Source organism: Mycobacterium pseudoshottsii JCM 15466, assembly GCF_003584745.1.
Classification (GTDB): domain Bacteria; phylum Actinomycetota; class Actinomycetes; order Mycobacteriales; family Mycobacteriaceae; genus Mycobacterium; species Mycobacterium marinum.
In genome coordinates this window covers 5,027,235-5,051,184 of sequence record NZ_AP018410.1, presented here as the reverse complement: position 1 = coordinate 5,051,184, position 23,950 = coordinate 5,027,235, and the positions used below count along the sequence as shown (strand labels likewise).

19 protein-coding genes, 1 tRNA gene and 1 pseudogene are annotated in these 23,950 nt (G+C 66.6%); 11 read left to right on the top strand and 10 right to left on the bottom strand.

Going from position 1 to position 23,950, the window contains the following annotated elements:
• The first annotated feature begins 383 nt into the window (after positions 1-383).
• A complete protein-coding gene (locus MPSD_RS22955; RefSeq protein ID WP_420811968.1) occupies positions 384-1,586 on the top strand; it encodes an ISAs1-like element IS2404/ISMul1 family transposase in 1,203 nt (400 codons plus the stop codon).
• Between the two features lie 388 nt (positions 1,587-1,974).
• On the opposite strand, the gene metG is transcribed toward MPSD_RS22955, so the two are convergent.
• On the bottom strand, positions 1,975-3,531 hold the full coding sequence (metG, locus tag MPSD_RS22945) for a methionine--tRNA ligase (protein WP_015356980.1): 1,557 nt from the start codon (positions 3,529-3,531) through the stop codon (positions 1,975-1,977).
• 33 nt (positions 3,532-3,564) lie between these two features.
• On the opposite strand from metG, the gene MPSD_RS22940 reads away from it, so the two are divergent.
• The 5 genes from MPSD_RS22940 to MPSD_RS22910 all read left to right on the top strand — a co-directional run bounded on the left by MPSD_RS22940 (position 3,565) and on the right by MPSD_RS22910 (position 9,661).
• Positions 3,565-4,413, top strand: a complete 849-nt coding sequence (locus MPSD_RS22940; RefSeq protein WP_174524111.1) for a TatD family hydrolase — start codon at positions 3,565-3,567, stop codon at positions 4,411-4,413.
• Between the two features lie 170 nt (positions 4,414-4,583).
• Positions 4,584-5,711: a resuscitation-promoting factor gene (locus MPSD_RS22930; protein WP_197716254.1), complete on the top strand. Its 1,128-nt coding sequence runs from the start codon at positions 4,584-4,586 to the stop codon at positions 5,709-5,711.
• A complete protein-coding gene (gene rsmA, locus MPSD_RS22925; RefSeq protein WP_036426311.1) occupies positions 5,708-6,640 on the top strand; it encodes a 16S rRNA (adenine(1518)-N(6)/adenine(1519)-N(6))-dimethyltransferase RsmA in 933 nt (310 codons plus the stop codon). Before MPSD_RS22930 ends, rsmA begins: the two co-directional genes overlap by 4 nt.
• A 58-nt stretch (positions 6,641-6,698) precedes the next feature.
• The gene (locus tag MPSD_RS22920; RefSeq protein WP_179953019.1) at positions 6,699-7,661 is read left to right on the top strand and encodes a 4-(cytidine 5'-diphospho)-2-C-methyl-D-erythritol kinase; all 963 of its coding nucleotides are present in this window, start codon (positions 6,699-6,701) and stop codon (positions 7,659-7,661) included.
• Between the two features lie 365 nt (positions 7,662-8,026).
• Complete coding sequence (locus tag MPSD_RS22910; RefSeq protein ID WP_020786165.1) at positions 8,027-9,661, top strand: fatty acyl-AMP ligase; 1,635 nt, start codon at positions 8,027-8,029, stop codon at positions 9,659-9,661.
• Between the two features lie 90 nt (positions 9,662-9,751).
• On the opposite strand, the pseudogene MPSD_RS30470 reads toward MPSD_RS22910, so the two are convergent.
• Positions 9,752-10,715: pseudogene (locus tag MPSD_RS30470) on the bottom strand (PE family protein); the annotation flags it as partial.
• Here MPSD_RS30470 and MPSD_RS29785 point away from each other — a divergent pair.
• Positions 10,606-10,932, top strand: coding sequence for a hypothetical protein (locus MPSD_RS29785; RefSeq protein WP_020786167.1), 327 nt, complete (start codon positions 10,606-10,608; stop codon positions 10,930-10,932). The pseudogene MPSD_RS30470 and the gene MPSD_RS29785 overlap by 110 nt on opposite strands.
• A gap of 250 nt (positions 10,933-11,182) precedes the next feature.
• Positions 11,183-12,025 carry a DUF302 domain-containing protein gene (locus tag MPSD_RS22900; RefSeq protein WP_232022642.1) on the top strand — a complete coding sequence of 281 codons (843 nt, stop codon included), beginning with the start codon at positions 11,183-11,185 and terminating at the stop codon, positions 12,023-12,025.
• Positions 12,026-12,038: 13 nt separating this feature from the next.
• Here the strand turns inward: MPSD_RS22900 and pth are convergent, their stop codons facing one another.
• The 8 genes from pth to MPSD_RS22860 all read right to left on the bottom strand — a co-directional run bounded on the left by pth (position 12,039) and on the right by MPSD_RS22860 (position 18,158).
• The gene (gene pth / locus MPSD_RS22895; protein ID WP_020726405.1) at positions 12,039-12,614 is read right to left on the bottom strand and encodes an aminoacyl-tRNA hydrolase; all 576 of its coding nucleotides are present in this window, start codon (positions 12,612-12,614) and stop codon (positions 12,039-12,041) included.
• A 12-nt stretch (positions 12,615-12,626) separates the two neighbouring features.
• Positions 12,627-13,271, bottom strand: a complete 645-nt coding sequence (locus MPSD_RS22890) for a 50S ribosomal protein L25/general stress protein Ctc (RefSeq protein ID WP_020786169.1) — start codon at positions 13,269-13,271, stop codon at positions 12,627-12,629.
• A 229-nt stretch (positions 13,272-13,500) separates the two neighbouring features.
• Positions 13,501-14,382 carry an oxidoreductase gene (locus MPSD_RS22885; protein ID WP_020786170.1) on the bottom strand — a complete coding sequence of 294 codons (882 nt, stop codon included), beginning with the start codon at positions 14,380-14,382 and terminating at the stop codon, positions 13,501-13,503.
• Complete coding sequence (locus MPSD_RS22880) at positions 14,382-14,990, bottom strand: LpqN/LpqT family lipoprotein (RefSeq protein WP_181005692.1); 609 nt, start codon at positions 14,988-14,990, stop codon at positions 14,382-14,384. The genes MPSD_RS22885 and MPSD_RS22880 overlap by 1 nt, the downstream gene beginning before the upstream one ends.
• A 44-nt stretch (positions 14,991-15,034) precedes the next feature.
• Entirely contained in the window at positions 15,035-15,403 is a 369-nt protein-coding gene (arsC, locus tag MPSD_RS22875) for an arsenate reductase (glutaredoxin) (RefSeq protein ID WP_020729728.1), read from the bottom strand.
• Positions 15,404-16,384, bottom strand: coding sequence for a ribose-phosphate diphosphokinase (locus tag MPSD_RS22870; protein ID WP_020786172.1), 981 nt, complete (start codon positions 16,382-16,384; stop codon positions 15,404-15,406).
• 112 nt (positions 16,385-16,496) lie between these two features.
• Positions 16,497-17,975 (bottom strand): bifunctional UDP-N-acetylglucosamine diphosphorylase/glucosamine-1-phosphate N-acetyltransferase GlmU, encoded by a 1,479-nt coding sequence (gene glmU / locus MPSD_RS22865; protein ID WP_086085541.1) that lies wholly within the window; start codon positions 17,973-17,975, stop codon positions 16,497-16,499.
• A 111-nt stretch (positions 17,976-18,086) separates the two neighbouring features.
• A tRNA-Gln gene (locus MPSD_RS22860) sits at positions 18,087-18,158 on the bottom strand.
• 293 nt (positions 18,159-18,451) lie between these two features.
• On the opposite strand from MPSD_RS22860, the gene MPSD_RS22855 reads away from it, so the two are divergent.
• The 3 genes from MPSD_RS22855 to MPSD_RS22845 all read left to right on the top strand — a co-directional run bounded on the left by MPSD_RS22855 (position 18,452) and on the right by MPSD_RS22845 (position 23,877).
• Entirely contained in the window at positions 18,452-19,045 is a 594-nt protein-coding gene (locus tag MPSD_RS22855; RefSeq protein WP_011742173.1) for a TetR/AcrR family transcriptional regulator, read from the top strand.
• Between the two features lie 66 nt (positions 19,046-19,111).
• Positions 19,112-22,780, top strand: a complete 3,669-nt coding sequence (gene mfd / locus MPSD_RS22850) for a transcription-repair coupling factor (RefSeq protein WP_086085540.1) — start codon at positions 19,112-19,114, stop codon at positions 22,778-22,780.
• Entirely contained in the window at positions 22,777-23,877 is a 1,101-nt protein-coding gene (locus MPSD_RS22845) for a nucleoside triphosphate pyrophosphohydrolase (protein ID WP_020786175.1), read from the top strand. Before mfd ends, MPSD_RS22845 begins: the two co-directional genes overlap by 4 nt.
• Positions 23,878-23,950: the final 73 nt, after the last annotated feature.

Genomic DNA, 23,950 nt, shown 5'->3' with positions numbered 1-23,950 from the left:
CGAGCCGACTTTGGCGTTGCAGTTCACGACAATCGAGCCGATATGGGCGATCGAGAGGCCCGGGCCGAATACGTTGCGCGGGATGTCGAAGCCGAGGCGTTCGCCGAGGAACTTGGTTCGTAGCCGAAGATACCCGGCAAGGAGTCGGCCGGCCGGCGTCCGAGCCGAATTCGTCCAATACTCGGACTTGCGTAGCAAACGCTGAAAATGCGCGGGGCGCTGCAAGATCCGGTGCCGGAGCAGGGCTCCGGCGTTGTTGATTAGCAGGCTTGTGAGCTGGGTTGATGATCTTTGGTGCCGCGCTATTGGGGCCGGAGTGTAGGCACGGGCTATCTGGAGAACGATCGAGTTGGTTACTGTTCGTCGTTGGTCTGGAGTTGCCCGTGCCTACCGTTTCAGTATTGCCTGTGTCGTCGGTTCCAGAGGTGTTCGACTGCTGGAGTCCTGGTGAGCGCAGCGAGCTCATCGGATCGGAGTTTCTCGATGTGTTGGCCTCGGTGCCAGACCCGAGGGGCCCACGCGGTCGGAGGTATTCGCTGATGGCTTTGTTGGCGATCGCGGTTCTGGCCACTGCCGCGGGGATGCGCGGCTATGCTGGTTTTGCCACATGGGCGGCCACCGCTCCCGATGATGTGTTGGCCCAATTAGGGGTCCGGTTCCGGCGGCCCAGTGAGAAGACCTTCCGCGCTGTTTTGTCTCGGCTAGACCCCGCCGACCTCAACGCCAGGATGGGCAGTTACTTCACTGCACACGTGGCCAGCAGCGACCCCAGTGGATTGGTGCCGATCGCGTTGGACGGCAAGATGCTGCGTGGTGCTTTACGCGCCAAAGCGACAGCCACGCATCTCGTGTCGGTGTTCGCCCACCGTGCCCGATTGGTGCTCGGTCAACTCGCTGTCGCCGAGAAAAGCAATGAAATTCCCTGCGTACGTGCCCTGCTCACGCTGCTGCCGGGTAGCTTGCGGTGGCTGGTCACCGTGGATGCGATGCATACCCAGGTTGTCACCGCGAAGTTGATCTGCGCCACCTTGAAGTCGCACTACCTGATGATCGTCAAGTCCAACCAAGCCAAAATACTTGCGCGTATCACCGCGCTGCCCTGGGCCGAGGTGCCCGCAGCCGCTACCGACGACTCCCGCGGCCACGGCCGTGTCGAGACCCGCACCCTGCAAATCATCGCCGCTGCACGAGGAATCGGCTTCCCCTACGCAAAACAAATCATTCGGATCACTCGTGAACGCTTGATCACCGCCACCGACCAGCGCAGCGTGGAGGTGGTCTATGCCATTTGCAGCCTGCCGTTCGAGCACGCCCGCCCTACCGCGATCATGGCCTGGATGCGTCAACACTGGGGAATCGAGAACAGCCTGCACTGGATACGCGACGTCACCTTCGACGAAGACCGTCAAAGGGCACATACCGGAAACGGCGCACAGGTCCTAGCAACGCTACGCAACACCGCGATCAATCTGCACCGCCTCAACGGCGCCGACAACATCGCCGAAGCCTGCCGGATCACCGCTTTGACCGCCAACCGCCGCCTAGACCTCCTCAATCCACAATTCCCCAGCTCACAAGCCTGCTAATCAACAACGCCGGAGCCCTGGGGGCCGGAGTCGCCAGCGATCCAGGCCGTAGGCGTGTAGATCCGCGGCCAGGTATGACTCCAGGTTCTTGCGATTCTCGATCACTGCGGAAACATCCTATTGGTCCGCTTGATGCCGGGATCTAGCCTGGCGCCTGGCCGTTCGCTCTGCGAGCCCGGGAGTCTGGACAAATCCGGAGTCTTGGCGTTGAAACCCCCTGCTCACCTTGAAAGCATGCCCGGCAAAACCGTTGCGCGGGAAGCGTCCTTGGCGCCACGGCGTCGACCGGCCAAGCCGAAAGTGCGGCAGTGGGGTGGGCTCCCAAAAGTGGTTCGCTCAACCGCACTACTGCCGCAGCGGTACAGGCGATCGGCCGCGCTGGTAACGCTTACCCGGTTTCGGAAGGCGGCGGCTGGTAGCGCGGGAATACACCGGTGGGCGACGGCATCGCGGTGCCCGGGACCAGGCGGGCGCCGATGGCGTTGAACGACCGCTGATCTGGCCGCTGGCCCAGCAGGTCCAACAACTTGGCGGCCGACTCCGGCATGACCGGCGCAACCAGTAGCGCCGCGATGCGCACGGCCTCACATGTGGTGTAGAGCGTCGTGCGGAACCGGGCTTGGTCGGTCTCGGACTCGCTCTTGCGCAGCACCCACGGCTGCTGGTCGGAAAAGTATTTGTTCGCATGGCCGAGCATCAGCCAAATCGCTTCCAGAGCAAGGTGCATCGACTGATTGTCGAAGTGTTCGCGCACCCGTTCCAGCAGCCCGTCGGCGATCGCCAGCAGCTCCCTGTCGGCGGCGGAGAATTCGCCGGGCTCGGGTACCGCCCCGCCCAGGTTCTTGGCGATCATCGACAACGACCGCTGGGCCAGGTTTCCCAGCTCGTTGGCCAGATCGGTGTTGATCCGGTTGATGATGGCTTCTTCGCTGTAGCTGCCGTCCTGCCCGAATGGGACCTCGCGCAGTAAGAAGTAGCGAACCTGGTCCACTCCATACGTTTCGATCAGGCCCATCGGGTCGATGGTGTTGCCCAGCGACTTGCTCATCTTTTCGCCGCGGTTGTGCAAGAACCCGTGCGCGAAAACCCGGCGCGGCAGCTCGATGCCGGCCGACATCAAGAATGCCGGCCAGTAGACGGCGTGGAACCGGATGATGTCCTTGCCGATCATGTGCAGATCAGCCGGCCAGTAGCGCAGGAAGGCCTCCGAGCCGGTATCCGGGTAGCCGGCCCCGGTCAGATAGTTGGTCAGCGCGTCGACCCACACGTACATGACGTGGTCGGGATGTCCGGGTACCGGAACGCCCCAGTTGAACGACGTGCGGGAGACCGATAGGTCTTTGAGCCCACCGGAGACGAAGCTGACCACCTCGTTGCGCCGCACCTCGGGCGCGATGAAATCCGGGTTGGCTTCGTAGTGCGCCAGCAGTTTGTCGGCGTAGGCCGACAGCCGGAAGAAGTAGGTCTGCTCCTCGGTCCAGGTCACCGGGGTTCCGGTTTCGGTGGCTATCCGGGTGCCGTCGACAACTTGGGTCTCCGACTCGACGAAGAACCTTTCATCGCGCACCGAGTACCAGCCGGAATAGCTGTCCAGATATATGTCGCCGGCAGCATCCATGCGCCGCCAGATCTCCTGGGAGGCCTCGTAGTGGTCGGAATCGGTGGTGCGAATGAACCGGTCGAAGGAGATGTTCAACGCTTCCTGCATGCGCTGGAACACATCGGAATTGCGCCGGGCCAGCTGCGCGGTCGGGATGTCCGCGGCCGCGGCGGCTTGCGCCACCTTCAGCCCGTGCTCGTCGGTCCCGGTCAAGAAGCGGACGTCGAAGCCGTCGAGCCGCTTGAACCGGGCAATCGCGTCGGTGGCGATGTATTCGTATGCATGACCCACGTGCGGTGCGGCGTTGGGATACGCGATCGCAGTGGTGACGTAATAGGGCTTCATCTCAGAACCCACCCTATTGGTTAGTCCTATTGTGTGCGCGTGAGCTCCAACCGCGCCGCCAAACGAGAAGCACCGCCCGCCCCGCAGCCCCTGGCACCGTTGATCGACGCGCATACCCATCTCGATGCCTGCGGCGCCGCCGATGCCGCGGGAGTGATCGCCATCGTCGACCGTGCCGCGGCGGTCGGGGTGGAGGCGGTGGTGACCATCGCTGACGATCTGGAATCGGCGCGATGGGTGACCCGTGCGGCCGAGTGGGATCCGCGGGTCTACGCCGCGGTGGCGCTGCACCCGACCCGGACCGACGCGCTGACCGAGGCCGCGCGCCGTGAAATCGAAGAACTGGTAGCTCATCGGCGGGTAGTGGCGGTGGGGGAGACCGGTATGGACATGTATTGGCCGGGCCGACTGGAAGGATGTGCGGACCCCGACGTGCAGCGGGAGGCTTTTGCCTGGCACATCGACCTGGCCAAGCGGACCGGCAAGCCGCTGATGATCCACAACCGGCAGGCCGATCGCGAGGTGCTCGACGTGCTGCGCGCCGAGGGCGCTCCCGACACCGTGATCTTCCACTGCTTCTCGTCGGACGCTGCGATGGCTCGCGAGTGTGTGGCGGCCGGATGGTTGCTGAGCCTGTCCGGGACGGTGAGCTTCCGCAACGCCCGCGAGCTGCGCGAAGCGGTCCCGCTGATACCGCTGGACCAGCTTCTGGTCGAAACCGATGCACCTTTTTTGACCCCGCACCCCTACCGCGGTGCAGCGAACGAACCGTATTGCCTGCCCTACACCGTTCGGGCGCTCGCTGAGCTGCTCAATGGTAGTGCTGAGGAATTGGCCCGGGTAACGGCCAGCAATGCTCGGCGAGTGTATGGACTAGGCTAGGCCAACAGGCGATTCCCGGTCCGCGGTTGTAACACCCCGCCGCCGGAGTTGCTCAACATTGGACGGTTCGTTACCGTCTTGTTATCGAACAGGTGGGCCTCTGGGTCCATTTTGTCATTTTCTGCTGAAAAGGTCGCTGGGTTGTTGCTGAGGTCGGGGATAGACGGACGTTGAATCTGATTACGAAACTTCATCAAACTGAATCGCCCATGTTGCGCGCTGTGGTTGGCGCTCTGCTGGTGGGACTGGCCCTGGCCGGCGGCTACGCAGTTTCTGCGTCCAAGACCGTGACATTGACCGTCGATGGAACCGCGATGCGGGTGACGACGATGAAGTCGCGGGTGATCGACATCGTTCAGGAGAACGGCTACTCCGTCGGAGACGGTGACGACCTGTATCCGGCCGCCGAAGTGGCGGTGCACAACGCGGAGACCATCGTGCTGCGGCGCAGCCGCCCGCTGGAGATCTCGCTGGACGGCCACCAGGTCAAGAAGGTGTGGACCACGGCCTCCACCGTGGATGAGGCGCTGGCCCAACTCGCGATGACCGACACGGCTCCGGCCACGGCCTCTCGTGGCAGCCGGGTGCCGCTGGCGGGGATGGCATTGCCCGTCGTCAGCGCCAAGAACGTGCAGATCAACGACGGCGGTGTGGTGCGCAGCGTGCACTTGCCGGCCGCCAACGTCGCGGCGTTGCTGAGCGCGGCCGGCGCCCCGTTGCAGGGCAACGACCAGGTGGCGCCCAGTGCGGCGACTCCGATCGTCGACGGCATGCAGATCGAGGTGACGCGTAACCGCATCGAGCGGGTCACCGAGCGGGTGGAGCTGCCCCCGCCGGCGCGGCGCATCGAGGACCCCGAGATGAACATCAGCCGGGAAGTGGTGGAGGACCCGGGTGCGCCGGGAACCCAGGACGTGACCTTCGCGGTCGCCGAGGTCAACGGCGTGGTGACCGGCAAGCTGCCGGTCGCCAACGTGGTGATCACTCCGGCGCGCGAAGCGGTGGTCCGGGTGGGCACCAAGCCGGGCACCGAAGTGCCCGTGGTGATCGACGGATCCGTCTGGGATGCCATCGCGGCTTGTGAGGCCGGCGGCAACTGGGCGATCAACACCGGGAACGGCTACTACGGCGGCGTGCAGTTCGATCAGGGCACCTGGGTGGCTAACGGCGGGCTGCGGTACGCCGAGCGGGCTGACCTGGCCACCCGCGAAGAACAGATCGCGGTGGCCGAGGTGACCCGCCAACGGCAGGGCTGGGGCGCCTGGCCCGTGTGTAGTGGGCGAGCGGGGGCACACTGACCATCCGGCTGCTCGGGCGTACCGAGATCCGGCGGCTGGCCAAAGAACTCGATATCCGGCCACGCAAATCCCTTGGACAGAACTTCGTCCACGACGCCAACACCGTGCGCAAGGTCGTTGCTGTCTCCGGTATCACCCGGTCTGACCAGGTGCTCGAAGTTGGTCCCGGGCTGGGCTCGCTGACGCTGGCCCTGCTGGAGCGCGGCGCCGCCGTGACGGCCGTCGAGATCGACCCGGTGCTTGCGGCTCGGCTACCCCAAACCGTGGCCGAGCACTCCGATAGCGAGATCGGGCGCTTGACCGTCGTCCATCACGACATCTTGACGCTGCGCAGGCAGGACGTGGCCGACCAGCCGACCGCGGTGGTCGCCAATCTGCCCTACAACGTCGCGGTTCCCGCGTTGCTGCATCTACTCGCCGAGTTCCCGTCCATCCGGGTCGTGACCGTGATGGTCCAGGCTGAGGTCGCCGAACGGCTTGCCGCCGAACCAGGTGGCAAGGAATACGGCGTGCCCAGCGTCAAGGTCGGCTTCTACGGACGGGTGCGCCGCTGCGGCATGGTGTCGCCCACGGTGTTCTGGCCGATCCCGCGCGTCTACTCCGGCTTGGTCCGCATCGACCGCCACGAGACCACGCCCTGGCCCACCGACGAGAACTTCCGCCGGCAGGTGTTCGAATTGGTGGACATCGCCTTCGCGCAACGGCGCAAGACATCGCGAAACGCGTTCCTGGAGTGGGCGGGCTCGGGCAACGAATCGGCCAATCGGTTGCTCGCGGCCAGCATCGACCCAGCTCGTCGTGGTGAGACGCTGTCCATCGAGGACTTCGTGCGATTGCTCACCCGCTCTGCCGACACCTCCGGTGGGCCGCCCGACGCCGGTGTGGCAGGCGATGAGGGGCAGGTGCCGGGGCCGGTTTCGGCGACCTGATCGGTGGTGGACGCACGCCGGTAGGTGTGTTCGCAGGTTGCAGCGATAGTCTGCTGCGGTGTCGAGGACGTCGGACGGAAACACCGCTGAGTTGTGGGTGCCTACCGGGTCGGCGACCGTAAGGGTCCCCGGCAAGGTCAACCTGTACCTGGCGGTCGGCGATCGCCGCGATGACGGCTATCACGAGTTGACCACGGTGTTTCACGCGGTCTCCCTGGTCGACGAGGTGACGGTGCGCAACGCCGACCTGCTGTCGCTGGAGGTCGTCGGCGAGGGCGCCGACAAACTGCCCACCGACAAACGCAACCTCGCCTGGCAGGCGGCCGAGCTGATGGCCGAACACGTCGGCCGCGCACCGGACGTGTCGATCTTCATCGACAAGTCGATTCCGGTGGCCGGCGGCATGGCCGGGGGCAGCGCCGACGCGGCCGCGGTACTGGTGGCGATGAATTCGCTGTGGGAGCTCAACCTGCCCCGGCGTAACCTGCGCATGCTGGCCGCGCAGCTGGGCAGTGATGTGCCCTTTGCGCTGCACGGCGGTACCGCGCTGGGCACGGGCCGCGGCGAGGAACTGGCGACGGTCTTGTCCCGGAATACCTTCCACTGGGTGCTGGCGTTCGCACGCAGTGGCCTGTCCACCCCGGCGGTGTTCACCGAGCTGGACCGGCTCAGGGACGTGGGGAGTCCACCTCGGCTCGCCGAGCCCGGGCCGGTGCTGGCGGCTCTGGCGGCCGGCGATCCCGAGCAGCTGGCGCCCCTGCTGGGTAACGAGATGCAGGCCGCCGCGGTGAGCCTGGACCCGGCGCTGCGCCGGGCGCTGCGTGCCGGGGTGGAGGCCGGCGCCCTCGCCGGCATCGTCTCGGGCTCCGGTCCGACGTGTGCCTTCCTGTGCCGCACGGCCGAGTCCGCGCTGGATGTCAGCGCGCAGCTGTCGGGAGCGGGCGTCTGTCGTACCGTTCGAATCGCCACCGGACCGGTGCCGGGAGCCCGGGTGGTGCCGACGCCGGGAACCCCGGAGTAGCCGGGCACGATAGTTCGCAGAGCACCGTCTGAGAAGCGGATTGTGAAATCTGCCTCAATACGCGTGAGGGTTTGGCAGTTCTTTAAGAACTGCTTAAGATAATCCGCGGTGACGAGTAGTGATGAGCAAGATGGCGCGAGATTTTTGTCCGCCCAGCGCAGCGCTGGGCGGACGCCTAGTCACCGCCGGCTCGGCTCGCCGAGCCTTGCCCTTGCCCATCACGCGACCCGGTATCGGGTCGAGGATTCATCACTGATTCGAGACCTAACCGCTCCCCAATTGTGTGCGCGCGCCTGTCGCAATGTGACATCAAGCAGGCGGAACATGAAAACCCGGACCCTGGGGCCCGAACCGAGGAGGTTGCTTTGAGCAGGTTTACCGAAAAGATGTTCCGCAACGCTCGCGAGACCACCAAGGGCATGGTGACCGGTGAGCCGCACACCCCGGTTCGGCACACCTGGGGCGAGGTGCACGAGCGGGCCCGTCAGATCGCCGGAGGGCTTGCCGCCGCGGGCGTCGGCCCCGGCGACGCGGTCGGCGTGCTGGCCGGAGCCCCGGTGGAGATCGCTCCCACCGCCCAAGGGCTGTGGATCCGCGGCGCCAGCCTGACCATGCTGCACCAGCCCACCCCGCGCACCGACCTGGCGCTGTGGGCCGAGGACACCACGACCGTCGTCGACATGATCGAGGCCAAGGCCGTCGTCATCTCCGACCCGTTCATGGCCGCGGCTCCGGTGCTCGAGGAGCGCGGCATCAGGGTGCTCACCTTCGAGCAGCTGCTGGCATCCGAGCCCATCGACCCCGTCGAAGTCGGCGAAGACGAGCTGGCGCTGATGCAGCTGACATCGGGATCCACGGGTTCGCCCAAAGCCGTGCAGATCACCCACCGCAACCTGTTCGCAAACCTCGAGGCGATGTACATCAGCGCCGAGTACGACGCGGAAACCGACGTGATGGTCAGCTGGCTGCCGCTGTTCCATGACATGGGCATGATCGGGTTCCTGACCGTGCCGATGTACTTCGCCGGTGAGCTGGTCAAGGTCACCCCGATGGACTTCATGCGGGACACGCTGCTGTGGGCCAAGCTGATCGACAAGTACAAGGGCACGATGACGGCCGCCCCCAACTTCGCCTACTCGCTGTTCGCCAAGCGGCTGCGCAAACAAGCCAAGCCGGGCCAGTTCGACCTGTCCAGTCTGCGTTTCGCGCTCTCCGGTGCCGAGCCGGTAGAGCCGTCCGATGTCGAAGACCTGTGTGAAGCCGGCGCACCGTTCGGTCTGCGGCCGCAGGCGATCCTGCCGGCCTACGGGATGGCCGAAATCACCCTCGCGGTGGCCTTCTCCGAGTGCGGCGCCGGTCTGGTGGTCGACGAGGTTGACGCCGACCTGATGGCTGCGTTGCGGCGGGCGGTTCCTGCCGCCAAGGGCAACACCCGCCGGCTGGCCTCGCTGGGCCCGCTATTGCAGGGCATCGAGGCCCGCATCGTCGATGCGGACGGCAACGTGTTGCCCTCCCGGGGTGTCGGAGTGATCGAGTTGCGCGGCGAGTCCGTCACGCCCGGTTACCTCACCATGGGCGGATTCATCCCGGCTCAGGACCAGCTCGGCTGGTATGACACCGGCGACCTGGGCTACCAGATGGAAAACGGCCACGTCGTCGTGTGCGGGCGGGTCAAGGACGTCATCATCATGGCGGGTCGCAACATCTATCCCACCGACATCGAACGGGCCGCGGGCCGCGTCGAAGGGGTGCGTCCGGGTTGCGCGGTAGCGGTGCGCCTCGACGCCGGGCACTCGCGCGAGACCTTCGCCGTGGCCGTCGAGTCGAATGCCTACGAGGATCCCGCCGAAGTGCGCCGCATCGAGCACCAGGTGGCCCATGAGGTGGTCGCCGAGGTCGACGTGCGTCCGCGCAATGTTGTGGTGCTGGGTCCGGGCACCATCCCGAAGACCCCGTCGGGCAAGCTGCGTCGGTCCAACTCACTGACTCTGGTCACGTAGCCGCCGCGAAGAGACGGATAAAGGCAAGAAACAGGTAGAGGCCCCCGCCGCTGGCGGGGGCCTCTACCTGTTGCGCGCGCAGCCAGGTCAGCCGGATGCGCCGGGTTGCCCGGACGCACCGGTAGCACCGGTTACGCCGTCGCCACCAACCCCTCCGGTCCTGCCCCCTCCACCAGCACCCGTACCCCGGTGCCACCAACCCCGCCGGTGCCGCCGGTGCCGCCGGTGCCGCCGGCACCGCCCGCCCCCGCGGTGCCCCCGGCACCCGCGGCCCCGGACTGACCAAACAGGCCCCCGGCGCCCCCGGCGCCGCCGTTGCCGCCGTTGCCGCCGGCGCCGCCTGGGGCACCGATGCCGCCGGTGCCGACGCTGCTGGCGCCGCCGGTGCCGCCCGTGCCCCCTTGTTGGCCGGGGTTGCCGTCGGCACCAGCTCCACCGGTCTGGGCTGCGGGGCCGCTGAGGCCATCGGTGCCGCTCGCGGCCTGAAGGTAGGGCGCGGAGGGGTTGGTACCGGCCGCGCCGACAGAGCCGAGACCCCCGTGTCCGCCGGCGCCGCCGGTACCCAACAGGTAGGCGTCGCCGCCGGCGCCGCCACTACCACCGGGTTGGCCATTGCCGAACACGTAGGCGTCTCCGCCGTTGCCGCCGGCTCCACCATTGCCAAACAGCAGCCCGCCGTTGCCGCCGTTGCCGCCGGTTGGCCCGGTCCGCCGTCGGCCCCGTTGCCGATGAGCGGGCGCCCGGTGAGCGCGAGAGAGGGCGCGTTGACCGCGGACAACACGTTCTGCTCGACGGCGCTGAACGCGGCCTGCGTCTGTTGCAGGGGTGCGGCGCTGGCGGCCTCCGCGCCCGCATATGAGCTGCCGGCCGCTGCCAGGGCGTTTTCGAACTGCTGGTGAAGCCCCGAGGCCTGAGCCGCCAGCGCCTGATATGTCTGACCATAGGTGCCGAACAACGTCGCGACCGCCGCCGATACCTCATCGCCCGCGGCCGCCACCACGGATGTGGTCTGGGCCGCCGCTGCCGTGGTGGCCGCGTTGATGGCCGACCCAATTCGGGCCGTGTCCGCGGCCGCCGCGGACAATGCTTCGGGCGTTACGAGCACAAACGACATGGCGATTCCCTCTCTTGTACAGAGCCGCATTGTGGAGACCCGTCGGACTGCCGCCCCGGGCGACATCGTCGGTACCACAAGGGCATCCGGCCCCTACTGGCGCGCGCTTATGCTGGCGCGTTGGCTGCTGCCAGGACATGCACGCCTGGCCGACTGATCACGGTGTTCTCTGGGCAGCGAAGCAATGGTGGAATGTTCTTGCCAAAGTGACCGCTGCCACGGCTTTGCTAGCCGAACAGCCGGCCCCATCGCGGTGTCGAAGGGAGCAGTACCTGATGTTTCGCGGATCACGATCCCTAGCGGCGCGAGTCGCCGCACGCCTTTCTGTCGTTGCCGTTGTCGTGGCCTTTTCCGTGACCGGCTGTAGCGGCGGCAACAAGATCGCTACCGAATCGCCCAGCGCTTCGGTGACCACCGGTGCAGCAAACGGGCAGCGAACCGTTTCGACGACCTACATCACCTACACCTCGAGCCAGCCGTTCGAAGCCACCGCCGATGCGCTGCGCGCCGCCGCCGCCGACAACGGGATGCTCATCGTCGGTGACATCAACCAGGATGCTGAGCTGGCGGCCAACGGCCTGCGGTTGCCGGGCGCGCATAGCTTTTTTGTTGGTAACCCGCAGATCGGTAAGACGTTTTTCGATGCGACTCAAGCGATCGGCACGGTGGTTCCGGTACGGGTGCACGTCTGGGTGGATGGCGATGGCCCGGCGCATATCAGCTACATCGACCCGGCGCCGGAGTTCACCGCCGTCGATCCGGGCCTGGCCGACGCCGGTCAGAAGATCTCGCAAGCAATCCGCACCATCGCCGCGGCCGCGGCCGCGGGCGGCGGCACACCTCAGGAAACCAAGGTGGAGACCAGGTTCGTCACGGTCGACACATCGACCGCTTTCGAGGCGAGCATTGATGCGTTGCACTCGGCGGCCGACCAGAACGGGATGGTGATTCTCGGTGATGTGAATCAAGCTTCCAGGCTGGAAGCGATCGGAATGCAGCTACAGCGTTCACACAGCTTCTTCGTGGGTGATCCACAGATCGGCAAGACGCTGTTCGGTACCACTCAAGCGATCGGTGCGGTGGTTCCGGTGCGGGTCCATGTTTGGGCGGACGCCCGCGGTCCGGCGCACATCAGCTACTTCGATCCAGCTCCGCTGCTCACCGCCATCGACCCCGGTCGCGCTGAGGTGGGACAGCAGCTATCGCAGGCCATCCACGCCATCGCCGAAGCCGCGGCGGCCAAGCGCTAAACCCACACCGGCCTCACCAGGCGTGGACCCGGTTTTGGGCCGGCTCCAGGCCCATTTCGACGAGCAACTCGGTGGCGTCAGCGGCCTGTTCGCAGATCGTGGGTACTTCCGGACGCTCCGGTGAGCTGAAATTCTCCAGCACGAATGTCGCCGGATCCTTGCGGCCGGGCGGGCGGCCAATGCCGATGCGCACCCGCTGGAAGTCCTTGGTGCCCAGCGCCGCGGCCACCGAGCGCAATCCGTTGTGCCCGCCTTCGCCGCCCCCGAATTTGAGCCTGATGCGGCCGAAATCGAGGTCGAGCTCGTCGTGAATGACGATAAGGTCCGCCGGTGGCACCGAGTAAAACTTCGCCAGAGGTGCCACCTGGCGGCCCGACTCGTTCATGTAGCAGCGCGGTTTGGCCAGGACCACCGAGCGCTGCGCCAATCGACCCGTCACCACTTCGGCGCCGGAGCGTTTGTGCACCTTGAACTTTGCGCCCAGCCTGGCAGCAAGGAGGTCGGCAACCATGAACCCGAGGTTGTGCCGGGTACGGGCGTAGTTTTCCCCCGGGTTGCCCAGGCCGACGACCAATAACGGCTCGGCCATACTGCGAACCGCTTACTCGGACTCGGCTTCGGCTTGACCGCCCTCGCCCTCGGCTGCCGCGGACTCGGCGCTTTCTTCGCCACCCGCTTGCTCGAGGTCCTCGGCGGTCGGTGCGGTCACCACGTTCACGACCAGCATCTCGGGGTCGGAAATCAGACCGACGCCGGCAGGCAGCTCGATCTGCCCCGCGGTGAACTGGGTGCCAGGCTCCGCGCCTTCGATCGACACCGTCAGCTGCTCGGGAATCGACATGGCCTCGGCCTCGATTTCGATGGTGTTGGCCTCCTGGGTAACCAGGGTGCCGGGCGCGGCGTCGCCTTCGACGGCAACCGAGACCTCGACGACGACCTTCTCGCCGCGGCGCACCACCACCAAGTCGGCGTGCTGGATGGTGCGGCGGATCGGGTGGATGTCCAGCGCCTTGGTCAGCGCCAGCTGCTCCTCGCCCGCGATGTCGAGGGTGAACACCGCATTGGTGCCGGAGTTTCGAAGGACCGCCGCGTAGTCGTGGGCGGGTAGCTCCAAGTGCTGCGGCTCGGCGCCGTGGCCGTACATCACGGCCGGAACCTTGCCCTCACGGCGGGCTCGCCGGGAGGCGCCCTTGCCGGTCTCGGTGCGTACGGTAACCACTAGTTGGTTGACTGCAGCTTTGGCCATTGTGTCGCTCCTCTGGGCTTGGTGCCTGGTTCATGGCACGGGCGAGGATCGCGACAACCGTCGGTCTCCGTCGATAACGGTGCTCTGATCGGCACATACCCGTCAGCCACCCTCGCCGTGACACCCGGCAAGGTTAGCGCATCCGCACCTCGGAGTGGAAATTCGCGGCGGGCGGGGGTGCCCGCCGGCTACCCCAGCGACTGGTGGGGCTGGGCCGGTGTGGTGGCGCTCAGAACGGAAATTCGGCCCCCGTGAGCTGCTCGGACAGCTCCCACAGCGCGGCGGCCGTGACTGCGTTCTTGGCGCGCCGGCTGCGGCCCACCGATCGGGTGGGACCGACGTAGCCGAATCTGGGCCCGACATAGGTGTTGCCCGGCAGATCCTGAGAGGCGGCGTACAAAGTCTGGCGGGCCCCGAAATCGGCGTCGGTGGCGATCAGCCTGGTGCCGAACGACACGACCGCATCGCCGAGCTTGCGGCCCGAGGCCCCCTGCAGGTTGGTGTGGGAGAACCCCGGATGGGCGGCCAGCGCACGCAGCGGCGAGCCGGCCGCGTCCAGGCGCTTTTGCAGCTCGCTGGTGAACAGCAGGTTGGCGAGTTTGGACTGGCCGTAGGCCAGCCAGGGGGAGTACCGCCGGGACTGGTAGTTCAGGTCGGCCAAGTTGATCCGGCCCGTCCAGTGCGCCATGGACGACACCGTGACCACCCGGTCGGTGAGTTTGGGCAGCAACAGGTTGGTGAGCGCGAAATGGCCGAGGTGGTTGGTGCCGATCTGGCTCTCGAAGCCGTCCGCGGTCAGCGAGTAGGGCGTGGCCATGATGCCGGCGTTGTTGATCAGCAGGTCGGACTTGTCGACGCCGGCCGCGAATTCGCGAACCGATGACAGATCTTGCAGATCGAGGCGGCGGACCTCGACCGGGCCGGCATTGGGGCCGGTCATCTGTTGTGCGGCGGCCTCGCCCTTGCTCGTGTTGCGCACGGCCAGGATGACCCTGGTGCCATGGCGGGCCAGCTCGCGCGCGGTGACGGCGCCCAGCCCGCTGTTTGCGCCGGTCACGATGACCGTGCGCCCGGTGAACGACGGTAGATCCGCGGCGGTCCAGTCGGCCATCACTTCACCGCAACCACGAATCCGTTGATGATCGACTCGATGTCGGATGCGCTGCCGGCGGCCTGACTGGCCAGGCTGGTGATGGTCAGTTGGACCAGATACCGCTGGTTGTCCGGCGGCGGCCCGGTGGGAATGACGATCCGATTCCAGCTGTGCATGCGGGCACCCTCGAGGTCGTAGCTGCCCTGCATCATCGACGAGGGAAAACCGTGAAAGTCTGCCGATGAGGCGTCCAGCTGTTTGAAGTTCTCGAACAGTTGCGCGTCGTCGTTGCCGCGCCTGGCGACGTCGGCGGGGTCGAAGTTCCCGCGCAGCAAGAACACGACCAGTCTGGCCGTGGGGTAGTGGCCGCCCTTGGAGATGATCACCGTTTCCGGGTTGATCTTCGGGCCCTCGTAGGGGGACCAGCCCGGTGGTGTCGGGATCGACACGGTAAGGCCTTTGAGGTCGCTCGGCGCGATCTGCTTTCCGCTGACCCCGATGCTTTCCAGGTACTGCGACAGCGGCACGGGCGGGGCGGTGGTGGCGGTGGTGCTGGTTGTTGCGCTCGTGGTCCAGATGGATTTGTAGTCAGGGGGCTCGGGTGTGCTGCAGGCAACCGCCGGCATCGTGACCGCGAGTGAAACGACGGCCGCTGCGATCCGGCGAGCTGTCACAGGATCTCGCGAACGGCCTCGACCGGCCGAGCCAGCCGGGTGCCCTTCGGGGTGACCACAAACGGCCGTTCGATGAGCACGGGGTGCTCGGCCATCGCGTCGAGCAGTTGCGCATCGGTCGCGTCGGCGAGGTTCAGCTCCTCGTACAGCCGGTCGCGTTTGCGCACGGCGGTGCGCACCTCGATGCCGGCATCGCCGATCATGCGCACCAACTCGTCCCGCGTCGGTGGTGTCTTCAGATACTGGACGACGGTCGGCTCCAGGCCCTGCTCACGCAGCAATTCCAGGGTCTTGCGCGACGTGCTGCACTTGGGATTGTGGTAGATGACGGCCTCGGGTGTGGTCCCCGCGGTTCCGGCGGCCATCTACGCGTCTCCGTCGAATAGTCCTGTGACTGAGCCGTTTTCGAATACGGCGCGGATGGTGCTGGCCAGCAGCGGAGCGATGGACAAGACCGTGAGCTGCGGAAAGCGCTTGGCCTCGGTAATCGGGAGGGTGTTGGTGACGATCACCTCGCGGGCACCGCATGCGGCCAGCCGCTCGGCGGCGGGGTCAGACAACACACCGTGGGTCGCCGCGATGATCACGTCGCCGGCGCCGTCGTTGCGCAGCAACTGCACCGCACCCGCAATCGTGCGGCCGGTGTCAATCATGTCGTCGATCAGCACGCAGGTCCGGCCGGCGACGTCGCCCACCACGCGGTTGGAGACCACCTGGTTGGGCACTCGCGGGTCGCGGGTCTTGTGGATGAAGGCCAGCGGAACGCCGCCCAGCGCGTCGGCCCATTTCTCGGCGATGCGCACCCGGCCCGAGTCGGGGGAGACCACGACCATGTTGTTGTCGGAGTAGTTGTCCCTGATGTAGCCGGTCAGCAGGTTCTGCCCGCGCATGTGGTCGACGGGTCCGTCGAAGAAGCCCTGGATCTGATCGGTGTGCAGGTCGACGGTCACGATTCGGTCGGCACCGGCGGTCTTGAGTAGATCGGCCATCAGCCGCGCCGAGATCGGTTCGCGGCCGCGGTGCTTCTTGTCCTGCCGGGCATAGGGGTAGAACGGCATGACCGCGGTGATCCGCTTGGCGCTGCCGCGCTTGAGCGCGTCGATCATGATCAGCTGTTCCATCAGCCAGGTGTTCACCGGTGCCGGGCAGGACTGCAGAACAAAGGCGTCACATCCACGCACCGACTCCTGGAAGCGCACGAAGATCTCGCCGTTGGCAAACTCACGCGCGGTCTGCGCGGTCACGTGAACGTCGAGTTCTTTGGCCACCTGTTCGGCCAGCTCCGGATGGGCGCGCCCGCTGAAGAGCATCAGGTTCTTGCGGTTATCGGTCCAGTCGTGGCTCAACGCGCTGCCCTCGCCGTTTCGGGATCAAAAGTGGGATCTGAATGGGAAATCGAACGCCTCATCGTACGTAGCGAAGGGCCTGCACATGTCGCCGGGTAGCCGAGAAGCGAATTCACGGTGTCTGATCGGCGTCGGGCGGCGGTGTGGATTGTTCGGCCGAGGCCTTGCGGGCGGCCTCAGCGGACGGGGTTCCCGGACGCTTCTGCTGCACCCAGTCTTCGATATTGCGCTGCGGTCCGCCGGACACCGCGAGCGCGCCCGGTGGAACATCGTCGCGGATCACGGTGCCGGCCCCGGTGTATGCGCCGTCGCCGACATTCACCGGTGCCACGAACCTGGTGCCGGCCCCGCTGCGCACGTGCGAGCCGATGGTGGCGCGGTTCTTGGTCATGCCGTCGTAGTTGACGAACACGCTGCCCGCACCGATGTTGCTGTCGTCGCCGATGTCGGCGTCGCCGACGTAGGTCAGGTGCGGCACCTTGGTGCCGGCGCCAATGGTCGAGTTCTTGGTCTCCACGAAGGCGCCCAGCTTGCCGCCGGTGCCCAGCACCGTGCCGGGCCGCAAGTAGGTGAAGGGGCCGACCGCGGCCGCTGCGCCGATCGATGACGAGCTGCCGTGGGTGCGTACCACCGAGGCGTTGTCCCCGACGGTGACGTCGGTCAGCGTCGTGTCGGGCCCGATTTCGCAGCGGTCGCCGATCTGGGTATGGCCCAGCAACTGGGTCCCCGGCTGGATAACGGTGTCGCGTCCGATCGCCACGTCCACGTCGATCCAGGTGGTTGCCGGGTCGATCACGGTGACGCCGGCCATCTGGTGGGCGGCCACTATCCGGCGGTTCAGCTCGGCGCCCAGCTGGGCCAGCTGGACCCGATCGTTGACGCCGGCCACCAGCGCGCTGTCGTCGATGTGGCGGGCGCTGACGGTTTGCCCGTCGCGGCGCAGGATGGCGATGACATCGGGCAGGTAGAGCTCCTGCTGGGCGTTTTCCGAGCTCAGCCTGCTCAACGCGGATTGCAGTGCGGTGATTTCGAAGGCGTAGACGCCGGCGTTGACCTCGCGGATTTCGCGCTGTGAGGGCGTCGCATCGGTCTGCTCGACAATGGCCATCACGGCGTTGTCCTGGGTGCGCAGGATGCGGCCGTAGCCGTGCGGGTCGCTCAACGTGGTGGTCAGCACCGTGACGGCGGACGACGTCGCGCTGTGGGTCTCGATCAGGTCGGCCAGCGTTTCGGCGTCCAACAGCGGGGTGTCGCCCGCGGTGACGACCACGATGCCGGAGTAGTCGGCGGGAAGCGCCGACAGGCCGCAGCGCACCGCGTCCCCGGTGCCCAGCGGCCGATCCTGCAACGTCACGTTGATGGTGCGACCGAGGGATTCGGCCAGCTCGTCGACCAGCGGGGAGATACGTTCGTGGCAGTGGCCGAGCACCACCACCAGGTGCTGCGGTGCGAGCTTGGCCATCGCGTGCAGTGAGTGGGACAGCATGCTGCGCCCGGCCAGGGTGTGCAGCACCTTGGGGGTGTCTGATCGCATCCGGGTGCCAGCCCCAGCCGCCAAGACCACGACCGCAGTGTCACCACGAAACGTCATCGACTCTCCTTTATTGGCTTTTTCTCACGCAAGCTAGGGGTCGGCGTGATGACACGCCCTCCAGGGTGTCATTTCACGTGGAGGTGGGCTAGATGGTGCCACCCAAACAAGCTCCGTCGCCAGGACTCGAACCTGAACTATCTGAACCAAAATCAGAGGTGCTGCCGATTACACCACGACGGACTGCCGGTCGACGGCGAGCATTTCGCCCGCTCGCCACTATGAAACTCTAACGGGTGGGTGGGCCGATTCCCGAGCCCGCCATATCCCGCCGACATCGTCGGCGCCCCATCCACGGTGCAATCCGGGCGCCCAGCGTGCGTGTGGGGCGCGAATATCGCCACCGAAGCGCACTGGAGACACAGTCGGCGCCCGGCCCACACGCTGGGCGCCGCGGGCCGGAAAACAGATACCCTGTTGGCGTGGCAGGGCCGGAGAAAATGCCGGAAAAAGAGGCAAAGGCGCCGCGCGCCCGGATGACGGGCAGCGAACGCCGGCATCAGCTGATCGGCATCGCGCGATCGTTGTTCGCCGAACGCGGCTACGACGGGACCTCGATCGAGGAGATCGCCCAGCGTGCCAACGTCTCCAAGCCGGTGGTCTACGAGCATTTTGGCGGCAAAGAGGGCCTGTACGCGGTGGTGGTCGACCGCGAAATGTCGGCCCTGCTGGACGGCATCACCTCGTCGTTGACCAACAACCGATCGCGAGTGCGCGTCGAGCGGGTCGCCCTGGCGTTGCTCACCTATGTCGAAGAACGCACCGACGGCTTTCGCATCATGATCCGCGACTCACCGGCGTCGATCAGCTCCGGAACCTATTCCAGCCTGCTCAACGACGCCGTCAGCCAGGTCAGCTCGATCTTGGCCGGCGACTTCGCCCGCAGGGGTCTGGACTCCGAGCTGGCCCCGCTGTATGCCCAGGCCTTGGTGGGTTCGGTGTCGATGACCGCGCAGTGGTGGCTCGACGCCCGCGAACCCAAAAAGGAAGTCGTCGCCGCGCACCTGGTCAACCTGGTCTGGAATGGGCTGACCCACTTGGAAGCCGATCCGCAGCTGCAAGACGAGTAGTCCGATCCGCCCATCGGCCGCCGGGCTCGATATCGAGAAACGACCGCGCCCTAGAATGGCCGCATCATGACCGCACCGGGGGCTGCTAGCCCAGATACCCCGATCGCGGGGCTCGTCGACTTGGCGCTTACCGCGCCGACTTTCCAGCAACTCATCGCGCGTGCCTCCGATCGCCCTGATGAATTGACGTTGGTCGGCCCGGCCAGCGCGCGCTCCTTCGTCGCCAGCGCACTGGCCCAACAGGGACCGCTGCTCGTGGTCACCGCCACCGGGCGTGAGGCCGACGACGTAACCGCGGAACTGCGGGGAGTCTTCGGCGAAGCCGTGGCGTTGTTCCCGTCCTGGGAGACCCTTCCGCACGAGCGGCTCTCACCCGGTGTCGACACGGTCGGCGCCCGGCTGCTGCTGCTGCGCCGGCTGGCTCATCCCGACGACACCCGGCTGGGCCCGCCGTTGCGCGTGGTGGTGACCGCGGTGCGCTCGCTGTTGCAGCCGATGACGCCGCAACTGGGCCGGCAGGAACCGGTCAGTCTGAGTGTCGGACAAGAAATCGGATTCGATGAAGTCATCGCCCGGCTGGTCGAGCTGGCCTACACCCGGGTCGACATGGTGGGCCGGCGGGGCGAGTTCGCCGTCCGCGGGGGCATTCTGGACCTCTTCGCGCCGACCGCCGAGCACCCGGTGCGGGTCGAATTCTGGGGCGACGAGATCACCGAAATGCGCATGTTCTCGGTCGCCGACCAGCGCTCCATTCCCGAGATCGAGGTCAGCACGCTGGTCGCGGTGGCCTGCCGGGAGCTGCTTCTGACTGAAGACGTACGGGCGCGAGCCGCGGCGCTGGCCGCCCAGCACCCGGCTTCGGAGAACACCGTGACCGGCAGCGTCATCGACATGCTGGCCAAACTGGCCGAGGGCATCCCGACCGATGGGATGGAAGCGCTGCTGCCGGTGTTGCGCCCCGATGACCATGCGCTGTTGACCGATCAGCTTGCCGAGGGCACTCCGGTGCTGGTGTGCGACCCGGAGAAGGTGCGCACCCGGGCCGCCGATTTGATCAAGACGGGCCGCGAGTTCCTCGAGGCCTCATGGTCGGTCGCGGCGATGGGAACCGACGCGCCCGTCGACGTCGAAGCCCTGGGTGGGTCCGGCTTTGCCGAGCTGGAGCAGGTGCAGACCGCGGCGAGCAGTTCCGGGCACCCGTGGTGGACGTTGAGCCAGCTGTCCGAGGAATCGGCGACGGAGCTGGAGGTCCGCGCGGCGCCCTCGGCTCGTGGGCACCAGAAGGATATCGACGACATCTTTGCGATACTGCGCGCGCATGTCTCGACCGGCGGGTACGCGGTGATGGTGGAGCCCGGGACCGGCACCGCCCATCGCATGGTGGAGCGGCTGGCCGAATCCGACATTCCCGCCGCCATGCTGGAACCCGGCGCCGCACCCAAGTTGGGCGTGGTGGGCGTGCTCAAGGGGCCGCTGCGCGACGGCGTCATCGTCCCCGGCGCCAACTTGGTCGTGGTCACCGAGACGAATCTGACCGGCAACCGGGCCACGGCGGTCGAGGGCAAGCGCCTGGCGGCCAAGCGGCGAAACACCGTCGATCCACTGGCCCTGACGGCCGGCGATCTGGTGGTGCACGATCAGCACGGCATCGGCCGGTTCGTGGAGATGGTCGAGCGCACCGTCGGGGGTGCCCGGCGCGAGTACCTGGTGCTCGAATACGCCTCCGCCAAGCGGGGCGGTGGTTCCGACAAGCTGTATGTCCCGATGGATTCGCTGGACCAGTTGTCGCGATATGTCGGTGGGCAGGCGCCAGCACTGAGCCGGCTCGGCGGCAGTGACTGGACCAACACCAAGACCAAGGCGCGCAAGGCGGTGCGGGAAATCGCCGGCGAACTGGTGGCGCTCTACGCCAAGCGGCAGGCCAGCCCCGGGCATGCGTTCGCCCCTGACACACCGTGGCAGGCCGAGATGGAGGACGCGTTCGGTTTCACCGAAACCGTCGACCAGCTCACCGCGATCACCGAGGTCAAGGGCGACATGGAAAAGTCCATCCCGATGGACCGGGTGATCTGCGGTGATGTCGGCTACGGCAAGACCGAAATCGCGGTGCGGGCGGCGTTCAAGGCCGTTCAGGACGGCAAACAGGTTGCCGTGCTGGTGCCCACCACGCTGTTGGCCGACCAGCATCTGCAAACCTTCACCGACCGGATGGCCGGGTTCCCGGTCACGGTCAAGGGTCTGTCCCGCTTCACCGACCCCGCCGAGTCACGCACGGTGATCGAGGGCATGGCCGACGGATCGGTCGACGTGGTGATCGGCACGCACCGGCTGCTGCAGACCGGCGTGCGCTGGAAAGACCTGGGCTTGGTCGTGGTCGACGAGGAACAGCGGTTCGGTGTCGAGCACAAGGAGCACATCAAGTCGTTGCGCAGCCACGTCGACGTCTTGACGATGAGCGCCACCCCCATTCCGCGCACGCTGGAGATGAGCCTGGCCGGTATTCGGGAGATGTCGACCATCCTGACGCCCCCCGAGGAGCGCTACCCGGTGCTGACCTACGTGGGACCCCATGACGACAAGCAGGTCGCCGCGGCGCTGCGGCGCGAGCTGCTGCGCGACGGGCAGGCGTTCTATGTGCACAACCGGGTCAGTTCCATCGACGACACCGCCGCGCGGATTCGCAAACTCGTGCCCGAGGCGCGGGTGGTCGTCGCGCATGGGCAGATGCCCGAGGATCTGCTGGAACGCACCGTCCAGGGATTCTGGCAGCGTGAATTCGACATCTTGGTCTGCACCACGATCGTGGAGACCGGCTTGGACATCTCCAACGCCAACACGCTGATCGTCGAACGGGCCGACACCTTCGGGTTGTCTCAGCTGCACCAGCTGCGCGGCCGAGTGGGCCGTAGCCGTGAGCGCGGTTACGCCTACTTCTTGTACCCGCCGCAGGCGCCGCTGACCGAGACCGCCTACGACCGGTTGGCGACCATCGCGCAAAACAACGAGCTTGGCGCGGGCATGGCGGTCGCGCTCAAGGACCTGGAGATCCGCGGCGCGGGCAACGTGCTCGGCGTCGAGCAGTCGGGGCACGTCGCCGGAGTCGGCTTCGACCTCTATGTGCGTTTGGTGGGCGAGGCCGTCGAGGCGTATCGGGCCGCCGCCGACGGCAAGATGGTGACCACTCCCGAGGAGCCCAAGGATGTGCGGATCGACCTGCCGGTCGACGCCCACCTGCCACCGGACTACATCGGCAGCGATCGCCTGCGGTTGGAGGCCTACCGGCGGCTCGCCACCGCCACCTCCGACAGTGGCGTCGCGGCCGTGGTGGACGAACTCATCGACCGCTACGGGGCTTTGCCGGAGCCGGCACTGCGGCTGGTCGCGGTGGCGCGGTTGCGGCTGCTGTGCCGGGCCTCGGGCATCACCGACGTGTCGGCGCCGTCTTCGGCGACAGTTCGGCTGGCACCGATGGATCTGCCCGATTCCGCCCAGGTGCGGCTCAAGCGGATGTATCCGGGAGGCCACTACCGGGCTACGACGTCCACCGTGCAGGTACCCATCCCGCGTGACGGTGGCGTCGGTGCGCCGCGCATCCGGGATGTGGAATTGGTGCAGATGGCGGCCAATCTGGTGACGGCATTGGCAGGCAAGCCGCAACAAGATATTGGTAGAACCAGTTTGTCCGAAGACGATGCGGGCGCCACCGCGTCGGGTAAGGAGCGGCAAGCGCGATGATTGTCGTCCTGGTCGACCCCCGCCGTCCGTCGCTGGTGCCTGTCGAAGCCATCGAGCTGCTCGGGGGCACCGTGCAATACACCGAGGAGATGCCGATCGCCGTGCCCTGGTCACTGCCCGACGCGCATCCGGTGCACGTGGGCGAGGAGGCGCCGGTGCTGTTGTCGTCCGACCCGAACCACCCCGCGGTGGTGGCGAGGCTGGCGGCAGGGGCCAGGCTGATCGCGGCGCCGGATCGCCGGCGCGGGGAACGCCTGCTCGATGCCGTGGCGATGATGGACAAACTGCGCACCGACGGGCCGTGGGAAAGTGAGCAGACCCACGACTCGTTGCGGCGCTACCTGCTCGAAGAGACCTACGAGCTGCTCGACGCGGTACACAGTGGCAGCGCCGACCAGTTGCGCGAGGAGCTTGGGGACCTGCTGCTTCAGGTGCTTTTCCATGCCCGCATCGCTGAAGATGCGGCATTGCTTCCGTTCACCATCGATGACGTCGCCGACACGCTGATGCGCAAGCTCGGCAACCGGGCACCGGGAGTACTTGCCGGCGAATCGATTTCGCTGCAAGAGCAGATGGCCCAGTGGGAGGAAGGCAAGGCGGCGGAAAAGGCGCGCAATCCACGCGAGTCGGTATTGGACGACGTTCCCACCGGTCAGCCCGCGTTAGCGTTGGCGCAGAAGGTGATTGCGCGGGTCTGCAATGCCGGCCTGCCGGTGCAGCTGATCCCCGCCGAAATCACCTCGATTGCCGTGTCGGCGGATATCGACGCGGAAAACTGCTTGCGCGCCGCGGTTTTGGACTTCTCGGATAACGTTCGCCGCGCCGAGCGGGCGATTGTGGCCGCCCGGCGCGGCGACGCCGTGGCAGAGGAACTCGACATGGCGCCGGTCGGGACGATCACCGAGCAGGAGTGGCTGGTGCACTGGCCGTCTGGCAGCGCGGGGGCCGATGTGGCGCCGGAGCCCGTGGTCGACGAAGAACCGCCGCAAGAACCAGCAGAGCCCGAAGAACAAGTCGAGGCGCCTGCCGAAGGCGAGACCCCCAAAGAATCCCGGGAATCCCGCGGCGGCAGCAAGAAGCGGAAGGGCAGGCGCTAGGACGAGTCGTCCGCGCACTAGCGGGGACTTCGGAGGCGCTTGAGCCGGTTCTCGCCAACTTTGCGGGGACTCA

Coding starts and splice junctions, on each gene's coding strand:
- mfd (WP_086085540.1), top strand. CDS start 19,112: ATGACCGCACCGGGGGCTGCTAGCCCAGATACCCCGATCGCGGGGCTC.
- MPSD_RS22880 (WP_181005692.1), bottom strand. CDS start 14,990: ATGCCGGCGGTTGCCTGCAGCACACCCGAGCCCCCTGACTACAAATCC.
- MPSD_RS22890 (WP_020786169.1), bottom strand. CDS start 13,271: ATGGCCAAAGCTGCAGTCAACCAACTAGTGGTTACCGTACGCACCGAG.
- MPSD_RS22845 (WP_020786175.1), top strand. CDS start 22,777: ATGATTGTCGTCCTGGTCGACCCCCGCCGTCCGTCGCTGGTGCCTGTC.
- metG (WP_015356980.1), bottom strand. CDS start 3,531: ATGAAGCCCTATTACGTCACCACTGCGATCGCGTATCCCAACGCCGCA.
- MPSD_RS22885 (WP_020786170.1), bottom strand. CDS start 14,382: ATGGCCGACTGGACCGCCGCGGATCTACCGTCGTTCACCGGGCGCACG.
- MPSD_RS22855 (WP_011742173.1), top strand. CDS start 18,452: ATGACGGGCAGCGAACGCCGGCATCAGCTGATCGGCATCGCGCGATCG.
- pth (WP_020726405.1), bottom strand. CDS start 12,614: ATGGCCGAGCCGTTATTGGTCGTCGGCCTGGGCAACCCGGGGGAAAAC.
- arsC (WP_020729728.1), bottom strand. CDS start 15,403: ATGGCCGCCGGAACCGCGGGGACCACACCCGAGGCCGTCATCTACCAC.
- glmU (WP_086085541.1), bottom strand. CDS start 17,975: ATGACGTTTCGTGGTGACACTGCGGTCGTGGTCTTGGCGGCTGGGGCT.